Annotated in this window: 14 protein-coding genes; 5 read left to right on the top strand and 9 right to left on the bottom strand. The window is 45.4% G+C overall.

Translation table 11 applies throughout. From position 1 onward, the window contains the following. Window positions 1-44: 44 nt before the first annotated feature. From CLV98_RS12185 to CLV98_RS12160, 6 genes are all read right to left on the bottom strand, one after another. On the bottom strand, window positions 45-590 hold the full coding sequence (locus tag CLV98_RS12185; protein WP_229203342.1) for an RNA polymerase sigma factor: 546 nt from the start codon (window positions 588-590) through the stop codon (window positions 45-47). Window positions 591-763: 173 nt separating this feature from the next. Next, window positions 764-1,612, bottom strand: coding sequence for a family 16 glycosylhydrolase (locus tag CLV98_RS12180; RefSeq protein ID WP_109674598.1), 849 nt, complete (start codon window positions 1,610-1,612; stop codon window positions 764-766). A 127-nt stretch (window positions 1,613-1,739) separates the two neighbouring features. Further along, complete coding sequence (locus CLV98_RS12175) at window positions 1,740-5,075, bottom strand: CRTAC1 family protein (protein WP_109674597.1); 3,336 nt, start codon at window positions 5,073-5,075, stop codon at window positions 1,740-1,742. A gap of 137 nt (window positions 5,076-5,212) precedes the next feature. After that, complete coding sequence (locus CLV98_RS12170; protein ID WP_109674596.1) at window positions 5,213-6,727, bottom strand: RagB/SusD family nutrient uptake outer membrane protein; 1,515 nt, start codon at window positions 6,725-6,727, stop codon at window positions 5,213-5,215. 29 nt (window positions 6,728-6,756) lie between these two features. Beyond that, window positions 6,757-9,753 (bottom strand): SusC/RagA family TonB-linked outer membrane protein, encoded by a 2,997-nt coding sequence (locus CLV98_RS12165; protein ID WP_109674595.1) that lies wholly within the window; start codon window positions 9,751-9,753, stop codon window positions 6,757-6,759. Between the two features lie 547 nt (window positions 9,754-10,300). After that, a complete protein-coding gene (locus CLV98_RS12160; protein ID WP_109674594.1) occupies window positions 10,301-11,155 on the bottom strand; it encodes an AraC family transcriptional regulator in 855 nt (284 codons plus the stop codon). Between the two features lie 174 nt (window positions 11,156-11,329). Here CLV98_RS12160 and CLV98_RS12155 point away from each other — a divergent pair, with 174 nt between their 5' ends. The 5 genes from CLV98_RS12155 (at window position 11,330) to CLV98_RS12135 (ending at window position 20,833) form a co-directional block, all read left to right on the top strand. Further along, window positions 11,330-12,436 (top strand): NHL repeat-containing protein, encoded by a 1,107-nt coding sequence (locus CLV98_RS12155; RefSeq protein ID WP_109674593.1) that lies wholly within the window; start codon window positions 11,330-11,332, stop codon window positions 12,434-12,436. A 63-nt stretch (window positions 12,437-12,499) separates the two neighbouring features. Continuing rightward, the gene (locus tag CLV98_RS12150; RefSeq protein ID WP_158281244.1) at window positions 12,500-13,579 is read left to right on the top strand and encodes an alpha-L-fucosidase; all 1,080 of its coding nucleotides are present in this window, start codon (window positions 12,500-12,502) and stop codon (window positions 13,577-13,579) included. A gap of 797 nt (window positions 13,580-14,376) precedes the next feature. Continuing rightward, a complete protein-coding gene (locus CLV98_RS12145) occupies window positions 14,377-17,493 on the top strand; it encodes a SusC/RagA family TonB-linked outer membrane protein (RefSeq protein ID WP_229203341.1) in 3,117 nt (1,038 codons plus the stop codon). A 19-nt stretch (window positions 17,494-17,512) separates the two neighbouring features. Beyond that, window positions 17,513-19,273 carry a RagB/SusD family nutrient uptake outer membrane protein gene (locus CLV98_RS12140; protein ID WP_109674591.1) on the top strand — a complete coding sequence of 587 codons (1,761 nt, stop codon included), beginning with the start codon at window positions 17,513-17,515 and terminating at the stop codon, window positions 19,271-19,273. A 33-nt stretch (window positions 19,274-19,306) separates the two neighbouring features. Then, on the top strand, window positions 19,307-20,833 hold the full coding sequence (locus tag CLV98_RS12135) for a carbohydrate binding domain-containing protein (RefSeq protein ID WP_109674590.1): 1,527 nt from the start codon (window positions 19,307-19,309) through the stop codon (window positions 20,831-20,833). Window positions 20,834-20,931: 98 nt separating this feature from the next. On the opposite strand, the gene CLV98_RS12130 is transcribed toward CLV98_RS12135, so the two are convergent. From CLV98_RS12130 to CLV98_RS12120, 3 genes are read right to left on the bottom strand one after another with little or no spacing between them, the layout of a single operon-like run. Continuing rightward, the gene (locus CLV98_RS12130; RefSeq protein WP_109674589.1) at window positions 20,932-22,395 is read right to left on the bottom strand and encodes a tagaturonate reductase; all 1,464 of its coding nucleotides are present in this window, start codon (window positions 22,393-22,395) and stop codon (window positions 20,932-20,934) included. After that, entirely contained in the window at window positions 22,392-22,736 is a 345-nt protein-coding gene (locus CLV98_RS12125) for an L-rhamnose mutarotase (RefSeq protein ID WP_109674588.1), read from the bottom strand. Before CLV98_RS12125 ends, CLV98_RS12130 begins: the two co-directional genes overlap by 4 nt. A gap of 22 nt (window positions 22,737-22,758) precedes the next feature. Beyond that, window positions 22,759-24,372, bottom strand: coding sequence for a sulfatase family protein (locus CLV98_RS12120; RefSeq protein ID WP_229203340.1), 1,614 nt, complete (start codon window positions 24,370-24,372; stop codon window positions 22,759-22,761). Window positions 24,373-24,393 lie beyond the last annotated feature (21 nt).

Here is a 24,393-nt window from a genome sequence, read left to right as displayed (position 1 = left end):
CGAAAACCTAGTGGGGTGACGCAGTCGGTCATGGGCAAAAGCTACTAGAGTACCATCCTTCTTAATTTTTCGATGGCTCGAAAGACTAAGTTCTTGGCCGACTGGGTATTTACCTGTAGCATTCCGCCAATCTGTTCGTAATTCAAATTCTCGACGAACCGTAGTTTTAGCGCCTCCTGCTGTCGGTTGGGTAGTTGACGGATAAATATTTCCAGTTTTTCTTGCTGGTCCCTAGCCGTCTCCAGCTCTTCGGCGATTTCGGTTTCATTGAGTTCAAAAAGTTCCAAATCGATATCCGCCAAGGGACGATAGGCTTTCTCCTTTCTCTCCAACAAATGAATTATACGGGTTTTAAGGGCCTTTAACAAGTAATATTTGACATTCACAGGAATGGAAAGGCGCTCCCTTTTGCTCCATAACTCTGTAAATACATCCTGAATACAGTCCAATACGAACGATTCGGAAGTGGTCACTAGGCTCGAACCATACCGATACATATCGCGGATATAGCGATGATAGATTTCCGTATAAGCCTGTGGATCCCCTTCTTGAAAAGCGATCCACAGTTTACTTTCATCTTTTGGTATCAAAATATTATCAGGAAAGTATTTATGATTAACAAAAAAGGAATGCATCTACAGGCCGCCCCATGGAGGCTAATTGGCCCCGACAAAGGATAATGAACCAATAGACTGGAGAAGCACCTGGTGCTAAAAAGGTTCTGAATAAATGTCAAGTTCAAACCACAAAAATTGAAGGTTGTCTATTTTTTATCGTCTGGAGCCAAAGTATAGCTTCTTACCCAATCGTAATAGGTGACATTTTTAGTCTTGTCGGCCAGTTCTTCCTTAGTTGGTGGTACTTCCCAGCTATAGGTTTCCGTTACCAGATGCATATACATAGGCCTATCGAAGGGTGTTTTACGCTCGGTAGTATCTGGATGGATGGTAAAAGCATAATCCCCATTATAATAAAATTCGAGGGTATTGGCATCTTTCCACCAACATCCAAAAACATGATAAACGCTATCGACTGCCGCGACCAGGTTGGTCTCTCCTGGGGTAGAAGAGGTCGGCTGCTTATTTCCATCACAATCGGTAACGAAGAGATGGGCATTAGACTTCATCTTATACTTGAAGGCTGCAAACTTTTTAGCCCCCCCTATCGCCTCTACAATATCGAGTTCCGATTTATACGTCTTACAGCCTTCTTTATAAGTGGGCGTTTTGAGCCAGAAGGTGGACGACATCGAAACCCCAGAGGCTTTCATCCGTACCTCATAATAACCATAGGATGCTTCCGCACTTTTGGATGCGACGGCCCCACCCGTAAGGTTATAAACCCCCTCTGCAGGATCGAGAACCTCGTTTTTAATTTGAAGATTCCCATCCTTTACCGACACATTGCTAGCCCGAAAATCGGCAGGAGGCCGTCCATTCTTCCAATAAGGAGACCGATCGAACCATTTGCTGCTGTCCAACACATCCCCATCAAATTCATCCGAAAAAGCCCCATTCTTCACCCAATGATATCCTTTGGGAGCCGCAGGTTGGGCGAAGCCCCAACCCAGACTTCCTACAAAAAGAATACTCCAAATAACAGCGTTTCGCATTCTTGGTTAAATTAAATTTATAAACAAAAATATTCCATCCCCCCTTAATAAAAGGCAAAAAACTTAGCCAAACCTAATATCATATTGGCATATCCGACCATTTACCCCCATGCTTGTTCTCTATCGGCTATTTCAGTTTAAATTGGGCATGCTCCCCGTTATTATTAACGATGATAACACGTGGCAAAGGTTTTTGAAGCATCAGCAAATTACGAGTATCGGCTTTGGCTGAAAATCCCGAGCCTTTCACGGCAACAAACTGTCCTTTGGCTGTTCCCTTCATGAATACTCCATTGCCCGCATCGGCACGGGTGGTTTCGATTTCGGACATCAGGTTGTTGCCCGCCAAAAGCAAATCCTTAAGCCCGTCCCGATCGAAGTCTTCGTATAATATCCCGTTTACAGGAGATACCTGTGCCTGGTTTTCGAAGGCATTAAAACTATATTGCCCTGCCCCCTCGTTGACAAAGATCCCTGACCTGAACTCCGTGGCATTCAGATGAAGGGCATTCTTTAGTTCGGGGCCTATCAAACCTTCCAGGTCTTTACTAGCAAAATCTTGATAGGTATGTATCTTGGAGGCTAGCACGGGCATCTGCTGGGCGGTACAACTTTTCCCTCTTACGGGAACCTCGGTTCCTTTATAATGCTTGGCGAGCAGGACATCGGTGGTACCGTTGGCATCGAAGTCACCAGCATATACCATAAACGGCTTAGCTTCGCTGGCATGAAACTTATAATTCAGACCCAAATTCCCAGCAATGATGTCGATATCTCCGTCGGCGTCTACGTCGGCAAATATCACTTTATTCCACCACCCTTTGGCATCTCTCAACGAGGTGTATTCCTTACTGGGAGTAAGTTTTCCCTTAGTATTCTCAAAAACTTCTATCCCCATCCATTCGCCGGTAACGACCAGGTCCAAGTCCTGATCCTGGTCTATATCCAACCAAGCGGCATCGGTAACCATACCAATTGTGCGTAGTTCAGGAGCGAGCTGAGCGGTAACGATCTGAAGCTTTCCCCCTTCATTTTTCATTAAGAAAGAAGCCGGGGCGAAAGGATAACTTCCTGGAATAACCCGGCCACCCACAAACAGATCGAGATCTCCATCCCCATCATAATCGGCTGCGGTAACGACCGATCCTGCAGCCGGAACTTCAGGAACAATACCCGACGACCGTGAAAAATGCCCCTTTCCGTCGTTCAAATAGAGCCTATCGATCAGCAATGGAGCATGCAAGTCAAATTCATAACTACCACTCACTACATACAAATCCAAGTCCCCGTCTCCATCGAAGTCGAAAAAACAGGCACCTGTATCTTCATGAGCCCGATCTGCCCAAAAGTCGGGAATGTTGGCAATCTGAAATTCTCCCGTCGCACTGCCCAGCAGCAACTGACCCGCTTGTGTATGTCCACCACCAAGGTATAGGTCATCGAAGCCGTCGCCATTAACATCGCCAGTTACCGCTGCGGGCCCAGTTTGCGAGAGCTTATGGGGTAATAATAACTGTTTTCGGTAATCATCGTAGAGGGGATCCTCATGCTTAAAGGGGAAATTTACCATTTCAAAAAGTAGCGCTTTGCCTGAATCCCCTTCCTCTCCCTTTGTTTCGGCCTGTTCGTAGGAGAGCGTCAGCAACTGGTTAACCGGGATATCCCTCTTTAGTACCTGCTTTTTCTGGTCAGGCCATATCACTTCAATGCGGTCGATGGCAGGACTGGCCCCAAGGCCAAAGTGCAAATTGCCCAGCATACTGGATAAAAACCCACGAGAGCTTATCATTTGCCGGGTCTGAATGGTGCCGTCGGTATTAAAAATAGTCACTACCGTCCCTATCCCAAACGGATTGCCCTGAGGGCCCAGCAGCTTTACATGTAGAAAAGACTTTTCTTTAGAATCGGCTGCGGTATTTTTGAGGATCATGGCTGGGTCGTTGATATTACTCACCACCATATCCAAGTCCCCATCATTGTCGAGGTCGGAATATACGGCCCCATTGGAAAAGGTACCTACCGAGTCGGCCCAAATGGCCGACATGTTCTCAAAAGTAAGGTCTCCTTTGTTCCGATATATATAATTCCCTAGTTTCTGTTGGGGAAGCATTTTGGCATATTCCAAAAACTCTTCTGGCGTAGGCTTATGTCCCTTTTCCTTAATAAGGTCCAGGATTTTATTGTTCATGTCCCGGTCTATCACATCGCGAAACACCCCATTGGTCACATAGATATCGTTATATCCATCTAGGTCGAAATCGGCCATCAGACTGGCCCAACTCCAATCGGTATTGGCCACTCCGGCCATGTTGGCTATCTCGCTGAAGGTCCCATCCCCGGTGTTGATCTGTAGCATATTATGCATATACTGATGATGGTAGTTTTTCCGAATCATGGCATCGAACATTTCCGGTGAGGTCATCCCCATCGTTGTTTTGGAGCGCACATAGTCCTCAGGGTTCATGTCTAAGGTGTACAAGTCCAACAACCCATCGTTATTAATATCGGCCATATCGCCCCCCATACTGTTAAAGGACATATGGCGAACGAGCTCATTTCGTCCCTCTCGGAATGTACCGTCACCATTATTGAGATAGGCAAAATCGGGCACTCTGAAATCGTTACAAACATACACATCGAGCCAGCCGTCCTGATTGAGATCCCCTACTTGTGGGTTTAGTCCAAAGCCCAAGTCGGGCAATATTCCGGCGCGAACGGAAACATTGGTAAAATGTCCCTGTCCGTCGTTTTGGTAAAGTTGGTCACTCCCTTTTCTGGTTATTGTCTGCGGGTCCTGCCCAATCATTTCTAAGTCCAACACCTCCGTTCCCTTATCTACGAAGTCGGGAGCATTGGCTATGTAAAGGTCCAGGTCCCCATCCCGATCATAGTCAAAAAAGGTAGATTGTATTCCCCGATTCGCATCATCTAACCCATACTCTGCGGCCTTTTCGGTAAAAGTCACCAAAGGCGATCCGTCAGAAGCCTTGCTAGGCCCATTATTGATGTACAACCTATTTGCGAACTTCCCATCGCTATCGTCCCATCCACCCCGGGTGATGTATATATCGGGCAGACCATCGGCATTGACATCGGCCACGGCAACGCCGGCATCGAAGCCCCCCTGTTGTATAATTCCCGCCTGCTGAGAAATATCCTTGAATTTTAAATCTCCTGTATTCAGGTACAGTTTATTATCCTTAGAATTAGATATAAAGAAAAGGTCATCGAGTCCATCTTTATCGAAATCGGCGGCGGCGACCCCTGCCCCTATATAGGTATACATATACCTGTAGTAATTGTGGTCGACGGTCTCGACTAGCTCATTAACGAAACCAACCCCAGAATCCTGTGGCCTCACATTCTCAAACAATCGACTATCGGTGTCGGTATTGCTGTTACAAGACCCAAGACTCGCCACGGCCAACAGGCAGGCCAAACGCTTCAGTAAATTTTTCTTCATGGTACAAACATTCTAATTCAAGCTAAAAAGGTCCTCGCTGATACGTTAAGCACTGATGAGTTGGGACCTTGAAGGTTAGAAACATAAAAATGAGATGGAATAAGAATACTCCATCTCATCACTCCTATAAGGGGATATTAATTCCCGAGATTAGGATTCAAGTTCACTTCATTTTGGGGAATAGGCGCAAAGTAATTGTCCTTTTCCAAAGAGCCGATAATAGGATTGGAAACTTTCAACAACTCACCTGCTTTATTTTTGGAGGTCCGTGGATTCCTTTGACTAAGCGCTTCTTTTACCCTTTCCATGCGTACTAAGTCGTTCCAGCGTAGGTATTCCCCTGCAAATTCCCATTTCCTTTCGGTAAAGGCTAGCTCTGCAATGTCGCCTGAGGTAAGGTCTACACTTGGATCGGGAGTGGCAAAGGGCTTTCCTGCTGCACGTCGTCTGATCTGATTCAGTGCTTCCCAAGCCGCTGGAGTAACATTGCCCGAGCGCCCCGAAGCCTCTGCAAAAATCAAGTTTACTTCCGCCAAACGCATATAATAATCGTTGCGATCGGTATCGAAACTGGTCAATGGTATATCTCCTTTCGGGCCTACGATTTTTTTGAAAACTGGGTTGGTTTGATCCGTAAAGTTTTCCCAGTCATAATCTAACCGATAGGTGGCGGCTTTACGAGGACCTGCGGGGAAGTCTTCGAAGAAACGGATTTCACCGAAAGTCTCCTGCCATCCTTTGAGGTCGGAGGGGTGACCCAGCATACCATACTTACGGTTACCTACCCCCAAGGGCTGGTTATAAACGATGGTAAAGATACTCTCCGAGTTGAAACGGTTGGCAATAGTCCAAAGGCTCTCAAGGTCGGTCACCAGGCTGAAACCGTAAGATTTCTGATTATCAATAACCTCCTTGGCCTTGGCCGCTGCTAAGGCATATTTGCTTTGATCTTTTGCGGGGTATCCAGCCCAGTCCAAATAAAGCCTGGCCAAAATAGCCTTTGCCGAGCCTTGGTTGGGCCGCGGTGCTCCTGCACTCACGTTAGGATATATAAGCGGCAACATGGCTTCGGCTTGCTTCAAGTCCGATTCTATTTGCTTATACACCTCCTCTTGGCTAGCCAAAGGAAGGTCTACAATAGGCTCCGGTTGTAGCTGAAGGGGAATCCGTCCGTGGATGCGGGTAAGGTGCATATAGACCAGCGCTCTCATAAAATAGGTTTCGCCCATCAATCTGTTCTGGGCATTTTGGTCCGACAACTTTAAGTCTTTCGCATTGGCAATTACGTTATTGGCCGCCCTTACCACCGAGTATATACTGGCCCAGTTGGTAGCCGAACGGGCATTTAAAGCGGAAACCGACCGTTGGTCGTATTCCCTAAAATCGGCTTTATTACTTACCTTATGGGTGGTAATATCATCTCCTCCCCAGCCCGATACCATGAAGGTGGTCATGCGAGCCATGGCTTCCAGCTGTACATAAAGGCCAGTCACACCCAGCTCTAGCTCGGCCTGGTTGCTATAGCTTCCTGGCGCCAACCTCGACTTCGCCGGGTCCTCGTCCAAATCCAAGCAGGAGCTCACAGCGAAGGCCAGGGTCATTAAGAGGACCCCGATGCCCAGTAAATTTGATATTTTATATTTTCTCATCATTCAAGTCCTTTTAAAATTTTAGAATACGATCAAAGTCCAATTTTAATACCGAAAGTCACGGTGCGGGGGTTGGGATAGGCTCCCACATTGACACCTGCCGCCGTATCGTCATTGCCACCGTCGTAGTTACGATCGCTACCTTCGGGGTCATAGCCCGAAAATCCGGTAATCAGAACGAGGTTTTGCCCACTGGCATATACTTTGAGCGACTCAATACCCTTGATTTTTTTGAAAGTATAAGACAAAGAAACGTTGTTCAACCTAGCAAAGGCCCCATTTTCAACATAACGTGAAGAAGCCGTTCTGTTTTGTCCTCCCACCGGTATATCCGTTTCATTGGTCGGTGTCCATTGGTTAAGCTGAGTAGGCGACAAAAATCCTCTTTGATTACCAGTAGCCCCCACCACAAGGCCTTGTGTTACGTTAAGGATCTGAAAATTGCTCATTCCATTGATAAACATATTTAAATCCCAGTTTTTATAGGCGATGGTATTGTTAAAGCCCCAACTGAACTTGGGCATACCGTTGCCAATCGCCTGCAACACCGTGACACCATTTTCGTCTGTCAAGTATTTAGAATCTCCTGGCTTGGCTCCCACCTTAAGGGCCTCATCGGCTTCCGCGGTTTTCCAGGTACCCAGAAATGTTTCCCCATAAAACTGACCTAGTGGTTGACCGACCTGAATGACGTTTAGCGCCCGGCCACTACCATCTATATTGAGAAAACTCCCTTGAATTTCAGAACGTCCATCCAACTTTACCACTTTATTGGCAATTTTAGACATGGTCATTGTGGCATCCCAGCGAAAATTCTGTTTGTTAATGACGGCACCAGACAAGGACAGATCTATTCCTTTGTTTTCAACTTCCCCCACATTTCTGAGTACGGCACCCCCACCAGCAAAAGCCGGAACCGGTACATTTAACAACAGATCGGTTGTTTTTTTCTGGTAGGCATCTACCGATACATTGATCCGATTTTGGAACAGTCCTAAGTCGACCCCAAGGTTATATTGAGTAGTGGTTTCCCAGGTAAGGTCCGCATTGCCGTAACCATCGGGACGTGATCCTGGTGTTAAGGACTTGCCGTCAAAAGGATACCCCCCATTAATATTCACACTAGGATAAGTAGAATAAGGCGCGATGTTCTGATTCCCTACCTGACCCCAGCCAGCGCGAAGCTTAAGATTGGTGATTGATTCCACGGCCGCTAGCATAGGAAGCGAACTCAGGTTATAAGCCAGGGCCACTGAAGGGAAAATCCCGACGTTTTTGTCCTTACGGAATCGAGACGACTTATCGCGTCGTACCGTACCTGTCAAAAACAAGCGATCGTTAAAAATATACTCTGCCCGTCCCATCAAGGACTCTATGCCATTCTTATTGTAATCGTTGGATAGGTTTTTACCTGCGGCCAATTCGGCCAAATAGAAACCGCTAGGCACGAGATAATTGGTTGCAGAATATCCATTACCACTATAGGTATTCTGTTGAAACTCATAAACCCCAGTGACCTTTAAATTGTGCTTACCAAAAACCTGCTCGTAAGCCATAATATTACTCATCTGTAATAAGGAAGTTTGACCATTATTAAAGAAGGCTGCAGGGAATGGTGGTGTAGTGAGGTACTTACTGTTAGTAGAATTGGAAGAGCCAAGCCCCCCAACAGCCGTATAGGAGAAGTGGTCGTTGAACCTATAATTCACGTTGATATTGGCATTAAACCGGTCGGTGATCAGGTTGAGGTCCCTGGTACTCATGTCGGCAATGGGGTTATAACCCAAATGCGCCAAGGAACGTAGCGAGTAATTATTAAACACCCCTTGATCGTTGCGTATAGGCGTGGTAGGATCCCAGGTTAGTGCCCGCAATATCATACTACCTTGGTATTCCCGCTGATCGTCCAGATTGTTATGGTTGTTTTCGCGAGTGGCAAACAAGTTAACTCCCACACGCAATTTGTCGGTAATATCGCTCGATACATTCACCCTCCCCGACAAGCGACTGTAGCGGGTGGTCATCACGATACCATCTTGTTTCATATAATTACCTGAGACAAAATAGTTGATTTTCCCACTCCTTCCACTCGTCGACAGCTGCACGTTATTGGTACGACCCGTCTGAAAAAGTTCTCTCTGGTAGTCGACTCCCCCATTGGCCTGAAAACCGGCAAGCTCTTGATCAGTAAATACGGCGTTCCCCCCGTTATTGATCCTCCTACTATTTTCAATTCGGGCAAAATCGTAAGCGCCTAGCACATCGATAAACTTGGGAACATATGAAAAGCCCGTAAATACATCAACATCAAGCCTGGGCTTAGAACTTCCTTTTTTTGTAGAAACCAAGATAACCCCATTAGAACCTCTGGATCCATATATAGCCGTTGCAGAAGCATCCTTTAAAACTTCCATACTTTCAATATCATTCGGATTAATGGAGTTAAGCGCTAGTCCAATCACCCCATCCACCACCACTAGCGGGTCGTTATTTCCGGTAATTGAGTTCACTCCGCGTACCCGAACCTTAATGGCACCACCCGGATTACCCGAACTACGGGAGACCATCACCCCGGAAGCCCTGCCCTGCAGCGCCTCCTCTACCCTCGTGACGGGCTGATCTTTAAAATCTTTGGTACCTACTTGAGCTACGGATCCTGTAACATCGCTTTTCTTTCGAGTTCCGTAGCCTACCACTACTATTTCACTCAGCAACTTGGACGAAGCCTCTAGGCGTACCTCTACTTTACTCCCTTTTTTAACGGGTATTTCTTGGGTGGTGTAGCCCGTAAAGGAGATCACCAATATTGCATCGTTTTGAGTGAGATTTAATGTAAAATTACCATCTACATCTGTAGAGGTACCCGTGGTGGTACCCTTTACCAGTACATTGGCTCCTGGTATGCCAGTATCGTCTGAGGCGTCATACACTTTACCTGTTACTTGGGCTTGCCCAAAGGCCGTCCCGAAGCACAGTAGTAAAAATAAAACACCCAGATACTTTCCGAGTTTTATAGACATTTCAAGCATAAACGATCATTTTAAGATTAAATAAAAAAACGAACAGAAACCCGATCTACCCCATCGATATTAAAGTCAGCGAACGAATATTAAATTTTATGGTGATTTTATTATACAATTGCAACTAGACATAAACTGAACAACTAAAAAATACTATTATAACACATTGATTAATAGTATATTAATGAATCTATCAGGGTTAATACAATTATAAATTTTAGGTACGCCAAGTATTGGTTTTTATTCTAATCTGAACAAAAACAAAGTAAAAAACGGGGTACAAATCATAGGATTATATAATAATATGACAAATTTCTACAATAAAAATCAATTTGAGTAAGTAGATATTACCCCATTATCATATTATTTTATCTTCTTTTATTGCAATAAATAAAAGATAGCAAGGGAATAAATAGTAGCAGGCCTTAGGGCTAATAGACTTCTATATAAGGCTCAAGGGAGAAGGAGTATTCATTTCAAAAAGAACTTGTAACCGATATTTATATACGCATAAATAGGTCTATCAAAACGAATATAGAGGGATAAGTTGTGGCCTCTAGACCTGGCTTGCTTGGTCGCGGTATTGGCCTACCGACTTACCCGTATATCTTTTAAAGATTTTGGCGAAATAAGGACGGTTAGAAAACCCTACCAAATCGGCCACTTCATCTTGGGTAGCATCTGAAAAAAGCAGGTGGTATTGGGCCTTCTGAACCCGCAATTGATGGACATAGGAGATAGGCCGTTGGCCAATGAGCTCTTGAAATATTCTACTAAAATAATCGGGATTCAGGTTGGCCTGAGAGGCCAAAGGGCCTACACTCAAGTCCTCACTGAGGTGCGCATGAATATATTGAAGGGTTTTGGATATACGAAAGTAATTGCCATTGGCTGGGGCTGCCGAAAGCAACGAAGCCGATAAGAAGCGAGAAACGAGTTGAAATAAGATACCTTGCGTTTCCATTACCCTCATATGATAATCTTCCTTAGGCCCTAACTGAACCTTGGAAAGACTGGTAGGCCTTTCGAATGGAAGTTTGCTGTTGGGGTTGATCAACAATAACCTTTTAATGAGGGCAATATCGAGGTCGGTGGCTTCTATCTCATATTGTAGGTTATATATCGTTTTTATAGAAACACCTTGTTCCATTTGTTCCTCAAAATGAACATAGAACTGATGACATGAATGCGTGCATTGATAATTGGACAATTGGAAATCAGGGATTAGATAAAGGTGACCCGGTTTTAGAGACAATTCGGCCCCAGCAAAACTGACCATCCCTCCCCCGCCTTCTATATAATATAGTCTGTAAAAGGGGCTCAAAACGTTGGTATAATCCCAAGTTTTATCCAGCATTACCTCGGCAGTATTCAGTAATTGGAAACGGTTCAGAGCGATTAAATGATGCATAAACGGTTGGCAAATAAGGAGCTATAGGGAATCAAGGTCCTCGTAAAGGAAATAACAAAGTAGGGTATGTATACAAATCTACCTTAAATGAATAATTTTAACAATTTATTGATATTTAATTTTGGCGATAATTTTTAGCATCCATTAGTCCCCTTCAATCTTATAGAAGCACCTATGAATCCCCGACGCAAATTTCTCAAAAATGCCAGTGCAATGGCTGGCTTAGCGATAGCGGCACCTCAGCCATTCTACATTCACAAAAACCTTGCTCCCGATGAAACGATTATAGGACATGGAGACTTTAAGTATAAGGTCGACAAAAATTGGGGCAAAATCAGTCCGCAGAACAACCCCCTGCTGAATTGCCATGAAATGATCCAAGACAGCCAGGGAAGGCTCGTAATGCTTGGCGACCATACCCAAAATAACATTCTGATTTTCGACAAGTCGGGGAAGCTGCTCGACTCCTGGGGGCATGCCTACCCAGGGGGCCATGGGCTTTCCCTAGGAATAGAACAGGATGGCTCCGACTTTCTGCTAATAACAGATTGTGGTTGGTTTCAGAACCGTACCGGACAGTGGGAAAAGCAACAGGGACAGGTGGTAAAGACCACCGTCGATGGAAGGCTACGTTTCACCTTAGGACATCCCCGAACCATTGGAATCTATAAGGACGACGAGCCCTTTATGCCCACAGAAACTGCCCTAGCACCCAATGGAGACATCTATGTGGCCGACGGATATGGAAGCGATTATATTATCCAATACGACCAATTCGGGCAATATATACGCCATTTTGGGGGGCATCATAATGCCAATAAGGAGCATAATCTGCATAATGCCCATGGGGTTGCCGTCGATTTGCGCAACCCCAACAGTCCCCGACTTATATGTACCTCAAGGGCCGAAAATTGCTTCAAGGTGTTTAGCATGGAAGGCAAGTTCCTTCATAGAATTGACCTCCCTGGCATGCATGTATGCCGGGCGGTTTTAAAAGAAAACACCCTTTATGCGGGAGTATGCTGGAGTAAAGACGCCTCGGGCAAAACCGATTATGGGGATTCGGGGTTCGTAACCATTCTCGACGACAAGGATAAGGTGGTGAGTAGCCCAGGCGGCACGGCTCCACATTATCAAAATGGCCGATTACTCCCTAGCCAACAGGACCAAGCGGCCACCTTCCAGCATGGCCATGATGTATGTGTAGACGAAGACCATAACCTTTATATCTGTCAATGGAAGGCCCATTTCACCCCACCCGTTAAGCTGACTCGCGTTTAACCCTATTGCAAGAAACAAACCTAAATGCTATATCCAAATTTTCACCATCATATGCATCACTCCATGCGTCCATTTAAATTAACTTGTATTATTTTGTTATTGGCCACTATGCCACTTTTGGCCCAACCGTCCGACAACGCGTCTCCTAAAAACGCTGCTCTAAAAATAGAGGATGGAGCCCAACGCTTGACCAAAGCACAGATCCAAAAATGGGAGGCGCTCGGCTATGGCATATTTATACATTTCGGGATGAGCACTTACGATGGCATCGAAATGTCGCCTGGAGCCCTTCCAGCAACGGCCTTTAACCCCACCAAACTCGACGTAGAACAGTGGATAAGAACCGCGGCGGAGGCCGGAATGAAATACGCAGTACTGACTACCAAGCATGTAAGTGGCTTCTGCCTCTGGCCTACCAAGTATAACGACTACCATGTAATGAACAGCAGCGTAAAGGTTGACATCGTCGGTGAATTCGTGAAGCAATGTCGGAAATATGGACTTATGCCTGGGCTATATTATTGCTCATGGGACAACAAAAATCTATTTGGCAGTAAAACACCCCCGGCACATACAGGTTTCGGCACCGCTTTTACCACCGAAGAATACAGGAAATTTCAGTGGAATCAACTAGAAGAACTTTGTACCCAATATGGAGCTATAGGGGAAGTATGGATCGATATTCCTAGCTTTTTACCTAGAGATTATCGTGACAAGCTTTATGCCCAAATAGTAAAATGGCAACCCGAAGCAGTTATCACCTTCAACAACGGCCATGGAGATGGTACCACTATGAAGCAGCAAAGCACCTGGCCTACCGATTTACTAGAAATGGAACGACAGCTGCCCGACGGGTCCTTTATGTCCAAGAAATCTAAATATGAACCCTGGAAGACCGTGGATGGTAAAAAATACTATTTACCCGGGGAGATGAACCTGCCTATCGGAAACGAATGGTTCTTTGTTGAAGGCGATTTGCCCAAGTCCGACGAAGAGCTCCTCGGCATGTACCTGATCAACCGGTCGAGGGGGGCCAACTTCCTGCTGAATGTACCCCCTAATCAGGAGGGATTATTGCCCGACATGTATGTAAAAGCACTCATGAGGCTAAAAGAGAACCTTATTAAGTTAAATATAAAGTAAAACCCTGGCCATTACGTATAGGGTACTCCCCTATTGACTTACCCTAAACGCAATGGCCTACTCAGAACACCAAGCCCCAAGGCTGACCGATGGTCCGTCTTGGGGCCTTTTTGTTATCTCTACCACAAGTACCCGGATAGACACATTGTATTATCTTATTAATAATCCGCATTCAACCCCCTCGTTTATCCCGCTTTGCAAGCACTCCTCATTAAAATTAGGTTAACCTCATTTTTTGACAAAAATTCAAATTATTGATTTACAGTACTATACGCTAGGCAAGTCTCTAATCCTAATTTTAACGGATTTTTAATAGAACCAAAAAGGAAGTCACCATTAGCTCCTCAATGATAAACCAATTGATTCGATTTAGGATAAATTCTATACATATAAGCCAATAGATATACATATAATCCAACATTATAACCTTATATACATACCAATGCCAAGTTAATATTATCTTTTGCCAATCGAGTGAAAGTTAGGCGAAGATTTAAGCACCACTTTTGTAAAGTTGATATATGTATCCAAAGAGGAAGATCTTGGACATAACCAACAACTACCCCCTACCCAATCGAAAAGTACCAGTAAAACAAGTATGTACAATTGCGTCATTTTATGCCGGGCCCATTAATCTTCCCGGAACGGAATTGTAAATTTTAAACAATAAACAGTCTTTTTACCATGATCTAATTTCAGCAGTGCCCGAATTAACCATTCATTTTTGGTGAACAAAATAATAACTAAAGGATTCAATCAACTAATCAATTCATGAAGTACAATAAACCGATGTTCATATGACCAAGACAATTACAAAAACCCACCAACTGCTAGTAGCTGGTACTTTTCTGATGTTACTTTCCTTGGCCAGCAGCTATGCTCAGGGAATCGACATTAGTGGCAAAGTAACCGGCGAAGACGGTGAGACAATCCCTGGAGCGACAGTAATCGTAAAGGGAACTCAAAACGGTACGACCACCGACGCCCAAGGTCAATACAAGATTAAAGCCCCGGCAAAAGGAACACTGATGATCTCCTTTGTAGGTTATCTGACTACCGGCATCGCCATCGATGGGAAGTCCAAGATCGATGTAATCCTGAAGGAGGATGCCATAGAGCTTCAGGAGGTGATTACGGTGGGGTATGGTACCCAGAAAAAGAAAGAAGTGACCGGTGCGGTGGTTCAGGTAGACAATGAAGTGCTATCCAAATCATCGACAGCCGACTTAGGAACCGCCCTTCAGGGGCAGATCGCCGGGGTGTCGGTTCAGGCCAGCTCGGGTTCTCCTGGGGCCAGTTCCAATATTCAGATAAGGGGTATCAGTTCCGTGACGGGCGTCAACGAACCACTTTATGTAGTAGACGGTATTCCTTATAGTGGTGATCCGAAGTTAAGTATTTCGGAGATCGAGACCATCGACGTTCTGAAGGATGCCGCATCGGCGTCGATATACGGGACCCGTGGTGCCGGTGGGGTGATCCTGATCACCACCAAGCAGGGCAAGGCCGGATCTATGAAGGTGAGTCTGGATGGATATTACGGCGTTCAAAGCATCACTTCGGGAGTGCCACTTACCAACTTCGAAGAACAAATGTATGTGGAGTTCCTGCTCAAGAAAAACCTGAATGGCACTGACTATGGTAACACATGGACCTCCTTGGAGTCGAATCGTTATGGATTTACCAATAACACCGATCTGAGCGATGTGCTTCAGAACGACAATGCCTCCATTCAAAACTATAGTCTGAATGTTTCGGGTGGCAAGAATGATCTTTCATACAGCATCAACGCCAACTATTTTGGGCAAGAAGGGATGATCATCAATTCGGGGTACAACCGATTCAATGTGAGAGCCAACACCAACTATACCAAAAACAAATGGACCATTAGGACGAGCTTGGGTATTCGTACCGAAGACCAACAGTACGAACCATGGGGGATGCTCGCCGAGGTGTATCGCTACAAGCCCTATCAGCAGGTTATTGACCCTAACGTGAGCACCATTCAAGATGCCGGAAACAATGGAAGTAACGAGGCGGTGAACCTTGGCTTTTTAACGGCACGTATCAAGCAAAAAGATCGCCGTAAAGGAGGTCAGTTCAATGGTAATATTCAAGCAGAATATAAGATCACCAATAGCTTGAAATTCATGAGTCGGTTTGGAGGTTCCAATACTTTTAACACCCGGGTGCGCATTAACCCCCTATTCGTTACCTACGACAACCTAGGTGTAAGACAACCCGAGCAGGTACGTTCCGGCGTAAGGAATACCAGCGACAAAGGCTCTAGCATGGTATTTGAGAATACCTTAAACTTCAACAAATCCTTCGGATCACATAGCCTTTCGGCATTCGCAGGACTAACCATGGAGACCTACAACTACAGCTCTTTCTTCGCCGAAAAATTTGACCTTGCTAGCAACGACATCACGGTGATTAACGGAGGAACCCTCGACCCTAATGCAGGATCGGGCACGGGATGGAACCAAGACCGCACCAATTCATTGATTGGGATGCTGGGAAGGGTTCAATATAGCTATAAAGGCAAATACATGCTTAGCGTGAGCGCTCGTCGGGATGGGTCGTCTCGCTTTTCAGAAAAATATCGTTGGGGTGTTTTCCCTTCCATATCTGCCGGCTGGAACGTGTCGGACGAAGAGTTTTTTAAGCCCTTATCCAATACCATCAATAACTTAAGGATTCGTGCTAGCCAAGGAACTACCGGGAACCAAAATTTCTTAGACTATAGCAATGCCGCCACCATTACCCTTTCCAAAGACTATGCCTTCGGGACCGATGGCAATGAGGTATTAGGGCTTGGGGCCATTCAAACTAGCTTTGCTAACAAAAATGTTAAATGGGAGACTACCGTGCAGAGCAATATAGGGATAGACATGGCCTTCTTGAATAACAAATTGACTTTTACGGCCGATTTGTACAATACCAACAAAAAGGACATGCTTTTCCCCCTTTTGGTACCACCGTCTACCGGTGCGGGAGCGGGCTCCACAGTAATTTTGAACGTGGGCGACATGAACAACAAAGGGATAGAGCTAGCGGCCGGATACCGCCACAGTGGTAAATTCTCTTGGTCGACGAACGCTACCTTTTCTAAAAACGTAAATACAATCACCAAAATGGCCGGATCCAACAAGGTCAATTATCTGACGGGTGGAACGGTAGACAATAAGGACCGGGTTACGGTGATCAAAGAAGGGCTAATCGCCGGGGCATTTTTGGTAATGCCTACCGATGGTATCATCAGGACCGAAGAGGAACTGGATGCCTATAAATCGTTGGTACCGACAGCCAAAATTGGTGACCTAAAATATGTAGATGCTCTTACCGTAGATACCAATGGGGATGGCATCCCCGATGCTGGCGACAATATTTTGAATGAAAACGACCGGGTATTCGCTGGTAGCGGAACTCCAGACTTCGAAATAGGACTCAACTTAAACGCCAGCTACAAAAACTTCGACCTTTCTATGCAGTGGTTTGGAGCCTTTGGTTCGGAGATCATCAATGGAAGTAAACTTCAGGCGTATAACTATGGTACCCATAGAGACCTGATTTACCAATATTCTTCTCAAAACTTAGAATCTAATATCCCCGTATATCGTGGAGGAAGCCATATCAACGCGCGCGGCTGGTCCGATTACTGGATTGAAGACGGCACCTATGTGAGGTTACGGAATGTTAGCCTTGGTTATACCCTCCCCAAAAAGGCATTGAAGGGCATAGGACTCAATAGTCTGCGGGTATATGTGGCCTCTCAGAACCCTTTGACGCTTACCAAATACACCGGCTTCGACCCTGAAGTAGGGGGAGATGGACTGCAATCGCGGGGTATTGACCGCGGCAGCTACCCCGTTAGCTCCCAGTACCGTGTAGGCTTTCAATTAGACTTCTAAGAATAAACGACTTTATACAATGAAAAAATCGATCATAAAATATATAGCCATAGGAGTACTTACCCTAGGGCAAGTGGGATGCCAGGGATTTCTGGAAGAAGTGAATCCCAATGAAATGTCGACGGATAGTTTCTGGAAGAACCTGGACGATGCCGATGCTGGTCTGATCACCGTATACAATGCATTTAAAAACAATAATGTGTTGGCTATAGGAGATGAGAATAACCGCAGCGACATGACGTACCCAGGCTGGGGCCGCCCTAACACTGCCAATGAGTATTATTTACAGAATTTCAATAATGGCTCCAACACACCCAACAACAAATGGGATGCCCTCAACAAAGGGATTTTCAGGGCTAACCAGGTAATAGCTGCCGTAGACGGCCTGCTACCTACCTATAGCGATGCCGCATCTATAGAGCGTGCTACTATTATCAAAGCGCAAGCTCATTTCTTTAGGGGATTGTTTTACTCCTACCTACATAGTTCGTTTAACGAAGGCAATGTCCCTATCTACGATTTTGTGCCTCAGGACGAAAGTGAGTTTTATCAGCCCATACAGCCGGCTCAAAAGGTGAAGGAGTTTTTCCGTCAGGATTTGGAATATGCGCTTGCTAACCTTCCCTACAAATGGACGGCCAATAAGGACTTAGGTCGTGTAACGGCTGGAGCGGCTGCAGCGGTTTTAGGTCAAAGCTACCTTTATGAAAACGACTATGCTAAGGCAGCGGACTATTTCAAAGATGTGATAGAAAACCCAAACTATGGCTATGCTTTGGCCCCTAGTATCGGAGACAATTTCACTTCCAAAAATGAATTTAACCGGGAGTCTATTCTAGAAATCAGCTATACCCTGGCATTTAAGTCGGAAATTAACCCAGGTGCCGAGGAGCAGGTGTCCAGCAACCTAAACTTTATGGTTAGCCCTGTTGGAGGATATCGGTCGGTATACCCCAGCTGCTGGCTCATTATGGCTTATAAGAAAGAAGAGATGGACTTGAACGATGAGCGTAACTATGTGATTGATGCCACTACCGGCACCAGAAGGCTCCGGTCCTACTCCTTAAGAACCTCTTATTCCATAGCCCTCCCCGACGACCTGGACACGCCCTACTACCAACTGACGACCGCCCAAGCTACCGCATTCAATAATGGAGAGACTTCCTACTTCAGAAAGTACTCTAACTGGGATATCGTTAAGAATGAAAAGGACATACAACCAACACAGCGCTCGGCTGTGAATGTAAGGGTCATTCGCCTGGCCGATATCTATTTGATGTACGCCGAATGTCTGATCAAAGGTGGGAGCGACGAAGCTGGCGTAGCCCAAGCCATTAAGTACATCAACAAGGTTAGGCATCGCTCTGCTTTGAAACTAATAGGCTTAGCAGCGGGCAGCGAATTCCCTGCTGCCACTCATGATGGCATTACCTACAACGCCACCAAACTAATGGATCACTTGATGTATATCGAAAGGCCCTTAGAGTTGTCGCTAGAAGGGCATGCTACCCGAGTAATCGACATGCGTAGATGGGGCATCACCAAGCAACGTTTCGCCGACTTGGCCACCAAAGTATACTATGGGGAGCATTTCCCATTCAAGGATGTGGCTGGTAAAGATGTAACCCGGTGGGCCAGTGTCCTTACCGAAGGCAAGAAAGCTACTTATAAAGAAATGACCGACTATACCCAAGCGGCTCAAAATTTTGTAGAATCGGCTCATTCCTACTGGCCCTTGCCCAATTCGGAGCTTATTACCAACCCAGCGGTAAACCAGTAAAAAGAAAACTGTGTCTTGATAAAAAATTGAACGATGAAAAAATATAAAATACTACTAATTATAGCCGTGGCGGCATTTATGTCGGCCTGCTCTAAGGAATATGTGGAGCCGACAAGTTTTTCGGATGTAGGCTGGTACACCAGCAATTTCCGGGAAGTGAACTATCGTACCAACATTAATGACTTTATGTCCTTTTCCGATTTGTCGCAAAACACCCTCACTCACAAGTGGGAAATTAGCGAAGGAAACTACTTTTTGGAGGGCGTGATCACGCGTAAAGATTCACTACTAGAGCAGTTTATCAAAAAAGATGCTGGATTAGAGACCTCTGACGCTACGGTACATGTTTACTTTAAGAAAAGCGGTATGCAGACGGTCCGTTTGAGAAACACCTTTCGCGATTCGGTTAGCTTTTTTGGTCTCGACACCATGTATTCCGTACGGGAAGGCGACCATTGGGTTATTGACAAAACCTTCAATGTCGAAGTCTTTGACACCATCGTTCCACAAATCGAAATACGGACTTTGGCGGGTGTTGTTATTCCCTTGTCCAAAGATACGATTTACGTAGAAGCGGGTAGCAAGCTCAATTTTGTGGACCTTACCACCATCGGTAAGCCCGACACCCGCAAGTGGACCATAGGCAACAAAACCAGCACCGATTCCGTTGCCACCATTTCATTTAATACCCTAGGCGTTGTCTCAGCTTCGTTTACCTCTAGCAGGGCGGCGCTAAACTTCCCGACCGACTTCGAATTCCTCAGAATTCCTAATCCGATAAAGGTCGTTAAGTCTAGCCAACCATTCGTACTGACGGGAACGATCAAGGAGTTGGAAAACGAAACTATTCAGATTCCATTTAATGGAGAGTTCGCCCCTTTTACCGGCAAGACTGACTTTTTCGAAGTACTTGTTAATGGCAAAAAAGCGAAGGTGAGCTCGGTAGCTCCCAATACGGCCGATGCTACCATGCTTGATGTGAAACTAGGTGAACGCATTTACCGTCCCGACGTCATCACCGTGAGCTTGCTGGAGGGCAGTGGCTTACTATCGGCCGATCAAAGAGCGGTAACGAGCTTCAGCAAGCAGCCAGTTGTCATGCACGACGTCAACCTGTTGCCTGCTGCCACCTACGGCTTTGAAGCAGGAGGAACCGGCTGGGTGCCCTATAGCACCAATACTGCGGCCTACGAGTTTACGACCACCAAAGCCGCTTCGGGCAATTATAGCCTCAAGGTAGAACTAACCAATGGCGTGGGTGGCTTTACCAGCGATAAGGCACCGTTTAGTCTAAAAAATGGAACTACCTATATCTATAGCTACAAGGTATGGATAGACCCAACAAGCCCTGCCAAGTCGCTAAACACCTGGATATTGCCCAACTGGCAACAGTTTTGGACTAGTGTGGCGACCATCAAAACCGGCCAATGGGAAACGGTAACCAGGGAGGTAAAATACGAAGGAGACCCTAATGGACGCTACTTGTACATCCATTTACCTGAACTAGGAACCTACTACTTCGATGACTTCTATTTGGTAGAAAAAGAGGTAAGGCCTTAAATAGACATAAAGCAAAAAAGAATCGGGGAAGTTGATCATGTTATCAACTTCCCCGATTCTTTTTTATTGATTAAGACCAATAATCCGAATATACTTGCCTAGCCAATCAAGGCCGGCTGTTCGATGATCTCCTGAAGATTTTGAGATACCGTTTCAGCAAAACCTGGTAAAGCTAAAAGATCTACACCCCATAACGATTCATTTTTGAGGATGGTATCTACCCTTTCGGTGGTCGTCAACTCATTATCGGCCCAGATGGTAGCAAAATAGGCTGCCTCGGTATCGTTTATAGGGTAAAATGCCCCATTAACCGCACCATAATAGACCTCTCCTTCCTGCTTCACCACTTTCATAAACCTTAAATAAGCTGCAAAAGCATAGGCCATATGTTGTGGTACGCTTTGGTGCTTCGCATACCAGGCCTCCAATAGGCCTACGCATCGCATCCTGACTTTGGTGGTGTAATTCATGCTAATCGACAACCACTTATGCTCCAGACTTTCGTTGCGAAAACGGTCCAGAACTGTAGCTGCAAAGGTCGTAATCGTCTCGGCAGGAATAGCATCGGGCAAGCACTGGCTAATCTCTTCGGTCATCAAAGTCGACATAAAGTCCACGAAGTTGGCATTTTTCATGGCCTCCTTTACCGTCTCAAAACCACGGAGATGGGCTATAGAGCAACAAAAGGTATGAGGGGCATTGAGCAAGCGAAGTTTTAGTTCTTTAAACTCGGCAATAGAGGGTACCACCTTCACCCCAGAATCGACCTGGCAAAAGGAAAGTTTTTCCTTTACTGTATGGTCTCCTTCAATAGCCCATAGCCTATACGGCTCCGCCATAATCATCAGGTCATCCACGTAGCCAAATTGACGCTCCAACTCCTCCTTAAAGGCACCTTTAATTTCCCCTGGAACGATGCGATCCACCAAGGAATTACAGAAGAAGTTTGCGTCGTTAAGCCAAGCTATAAAAGCCTCATCCAGCTCGTTATATGCTGCTAATTGGTTCAATATGGTCCTTAATTTTTGTCCATTTTCCGAAATGAGCTCGGTAGGCACTATCACCAACCCCTTGTCGTTGTCCCCCTCAAAGGCCTTATAACGTGCCAAAAGAATGGCCAGCAGCTTAGCGGGAAAGGACTCAGGGCTATCTGTCCCTATACGCTCAGGCTGGTAGGCAATCCCGACTTCGGTGGTATTGGACACTACTAAGGTAAGGTCAGGGCTGGAGCCTATCGCCACAATTCTATCCCAATCGGAAGCGGCGGTAAACACCCTTGATATGGCACAATTCACGATATTCTCCTCTACAGCGGCACCGGCTTCAATACCGCGTACTACGGTCGTAAAGCAATTATCTTGCCGTTCGTATCGGCTAATGTCGCCATGGGCAGTAGACTTTACGACCACTACCCTACCCTGGAATACTGCTTGTTTATTGGCTTTATCTATAAAATATAGGGGCAGGCCTCTTAGGAGCACTCCTGTTCCGAAGAACATCACTTTTTCGGGGTAATCCAACCAAGCCGGTTGGATTACCTCATTTTTACTCAAGTATTTCATTTTGGCAATTGATATATTTGTTCCATCAGCACCCATTTCTCTCCAGGCTTGGCCCCTGGTACGGGCTGTTGGAAGCCCCACATGAGGTCTTCCCATTCTACGGATTTGGGGTTTTTATTAATCTCCTCCATTCTTTCGAAAGAGAAGGTTTCATTCACTTCCATAATCATAAACAGGCGATTGCCAAACAAATAAATATCCATTTCCTCTACTCCCGCCTTTCGAATAGAAGCGTTGATTTCGGGCCATTGATTTTCGGCTGCGTGATGCCATTTGTACTTTTCTATCGACTTGGCATCATCTACGAGGTCCAAGGCCAGGCAATATCTTTTCGTATTCATAATATCTTCTTAAAAATTCATTTTAATCGTTCCAGTGGTTATCGATCACCTTCTGAATATTAGGATATTTTTCATCGGTTTCCTTGTATTTTGTTCGTTGAGCCTTCAATTCCGTTTTCATATCGGCAATGATGGTCTGGAATTCAGGGTCCTTATATCGGTTAATGAGCTCCTGTGGATCCTGAGTCAAATCGTAAAACTCCCAGGCCGCTGGCGTGGGTGAAAAAGTGAAGGAATCGTTATTATCCTTTTTCCAGGCCATGGTCTTTTTACCATAAAGTTCGGGTAGATAATGCTCTCCATAATAGAATATCAATTTATATTTTTCGGTCCGCAACCCAAAGTTAGCCGGTACATCGTGGTGCGTCAGGTGCATCCAATAGCGGTAATAGGTAGCTTTATGGAAGCTTTCCTTGGGATTCTGAACCACCTTTTTAAAACTCTCCCCTTGCATATATGCGGGCACTTTACCGCCTGCCAGCTCTATCATAGTTGGAGCATAATCGGTATTGTTTACGAGTGCCTTGGTATGGGTATTGGCATTGGTTGATTTTACATTTTTGATGATAAAAGGCATTCTCATCGACTCTTCATACATCCATCGCTTGTCCATATAATCGTGCTCTCCCAGCATCATACCTTGGTCGGAGGTATAGATAATAATGGTGTTATCCCACAAATTATTCTTTTTAAGGTAGTCGAACAAACGACCCAAATTATCGTCCACACCTTTTACACATCGCAAATATTTTTTCAGATACATCTGATATGCGGCCGAAGTACCTTGGGCCTCGTTCCGGATGGTATCAAGCCCATATTGGGTCAGGTAGCTTCGGTAAGGGTGACGCCCCGAAACGGAAGTACCGATTCGGTGTTTAAGGGAACCATTACGACCCAAAGTACCTTCAGAGCCAAAAAATGGCTGAGCATACATCGATGCTGGTTCAGGGATAAACGTATCGGCCAGGTAACTCTCATAACGCTCCGGATATTCGAAATCGTCGTGTGGAGCCTTGTGATGGTGCATCAAAAAGAATGGCTTCGTTTTGTCGATATGATCAAGGTAGTCGATGGTAATATCGGTAATCACGTCTGAAACATAGCCTTTATAATTTGTAAAATTATTAGGCCATTTTCCATTGTTAATGTCTTTGAACTTAGGGTTAAAATACTCCCCTTGGCTATGCAACACCTTATAGAAATCGAAGGCTGCAGGCTCTTCTTTTAAGTGCCATTTTCCGATCATGGCGGTCTGATAGCCTAGTTTTTTCATTTCCATGGGCAAAAACTGGCGGTCGGGTGCCAAATGGCCATCCAAATCGAGCACCCCATTGGTTTGGCTATATTGACCCGTTAATATATTGGCCCTACTAGGTGTACAGATGGAATTGGTACAAAAGGCATTTTCAAAAAGCATCCCTTCGGCTGCCAGTTTATCGATATTAGGGGTTGGATTCAGGCCGGCCAATCGTCCCCCATAAGCTCCAATGGCTTGGGAGGTATGATCGTCGGACATAATATAAATAATATTAGGCTTCTTTTGGGCTAAAGCTTCTTTGCCTAAGAAAAGTAGGATCCCTACTAGGACGAAGGCTACTCTGGGCCAATAAGACCTCTGTCTATTTTTTCTCATCATTTCCATTTTGTGTTTAATCGC

The organism is Dyadobacter jejuensis (genome assembly GCF_003149085.1).
GTDB lineage: Bacteria > Bacteroidota > Bacteroidia > Cytophagales > Spirosomataceae > Dyadobacter > Dyadobacter jejuensis.
This window is presented reverse-complemented; position numbering and strand designations above follow the sequence as displayed.

What these genes read in the sequence shown, in the direction of transcription:
- CLV98_RS12130 (WP_109674589.1), bottom strand. Translation starts at nt 22,395, where the DNA reads ATGAAATACTTGAGTAAAAATGAGGTAATCCAACCGGCTTGGTTGGAT.
- CLV98_RS12175 (WP_109674597.1), bottom strand. Translation starts at nt 5,075, where the DNA reads ATGAAGAAAAATTTACTGAAGCGTTTGGCCTGCCTGTTGGCCGTGGCG.
- CLV98_RS12155 (WP_109674593.1), top strand. Translation starts at nt 11,330, where the DNA reads ATGAATCCCCGACGCAAATTTCTCAAAAATGCCAGTGCAATGGCTGGC.
- CLV98_RS12180 (WP_109674598.1), bottom strand. Translation starts at nt 1,612, where the DNA reads ATGCGAAACGCTGTTATTTGGAGTATTCTTTTTGTAGGAAGTCTGGGT.
- CLV98_RS12145 (WP_229203341.1), top strand. Translation starts at nt 14,377, where the DNA reads ATGACCAAGACAATTACAAAAACCCACCAACTGCTAGTAGCTGGTACT.
- CLV98_RS12150 (WP_158281244.1), top strand. Translation starts at nt 12,500, where the DNA reads ATGCGTCCATTTAAATTAACTTGTATTATTTTGTTATTGGCCACTATG.
- CLV98_RS12170 (WP_109674596.1), bottom strand. Translation starts at nt 6,727, where the DNA reads ATGATGAGAAAATATAAAATATCAAATTTACTGGGCATCGGGGTCCTC.
- CLV98_RS12125 (WP_109674588.1), bottom strand. Translation starts at nt 22,736, where the DNA reads ATGAATACGAAAAGATATTGCCTGGCCTTGGACCTCGTAGATGATGCC.
- CLV98_RS12120 (WP_229203340.1), bottom strand. Translation starts at nt 24,372, where the DNA reads ATGATGAGAAAAAATAGACAGAGGTCTTATTGGCCCAGAGTAGCCTTC.
- CLV98_RS12165 (WP_109674595.1), bottom strand. Translation starts at nt 9,753, where the DNA reads ATGCTTGAAATGTCTATAAAACTCGGAAAGTATCTGGGTGTTTTATTT.
- CLV98_RS12140 (WP_109674591.1), top strand. Translation starts at nt 17,513, where the DNA reads ATGAAAAAATCGATCATAAAATATATAGCCATAGGAGTACTTACCCTA.
- CLV98_RS12160 (WP_109674594.1), bottom strand. Translation starts at nt 11,155, where the DNA reads ATGCATCATTTAATCGCTCTGAACCGTTTCCAATTACTGAATACTGCC.
- CLV98_RS12135 (WP_109674590.1), top strand. Translation starts at nt 19,307, where the DNA reads ATGAAAAAATATAAAATACTACTAATTATAGCCGTGGCGGCATTTATG.